Raw genomic sequence first — 560 nt, 5'->3', positions numbered from 1 at the left:
TAGGTCCGCTTTTAGCACTGGGTCTTTATGATGCGAGCTGGGAGAGAGAACGTGGGCACAAAGCGCGCCTGCTTCATTCCATGAAACCGCTTGGTCGTAACTCCAGCTCACAATGGGCGTTCGCAGTATTGCTCGCCGTCTGTATGATTTTCTGGATGCGTATCGCTGCGCTGCTCCACGCGTTGTACCCATCCGTACAAGGCGCACCACTGACTGAGTTTTTGCCTTTTCTGGTCATAGGTTCATTGGTTGGATTCATGTTGGCGTGTATCGTATTTAGTATCTCTGCGTTTTCGATTCCATTAATGATGGAGCGCCGTGTCGACATGATGACAGCGGTGTTTACTAGCTTTAACGCGGTGAAATCCAATATTCCGGCCATGATTGTTTGGGCAGCGATTATTTGTGGCGGTATCTTGATTGGCTTTGCTACCTACGGAATCGGTATGTTGTTTACCATGCCAATTCTGGGCTACGGTACATGGCACGCTTACCATGCCACCATCAAGAAAAAACACACGCCTTAACGGACAAATGCTATGATTCAGCCCTCGCCAACG

The 560-nt window shown here is 49.3% G+C and carries 1 protein-coding gene; it reads left to right on the top strand.

Going from position 1 to position 560, the window contains the following annotated elements; genetic code table 11:
* Positions 1-527, top strand: a 527-nt coding sequence (locus tag R7190_RS29660) for a DUF2189 domain-containing protein (RefSeq protein WP_318138179.1), incomplete at its 5' end; no start/stop codon positions are given.
* Positions 528-560: the final 33 nt, after the last annotated feature.

Source organism: Vibrio sp. 1078-1 (assembly GCF_033340475.1).
Note: the sequence above shows the minus strand (reverse complement) of the source record. Positions and strands in the feature narration are given on the sequence as shown.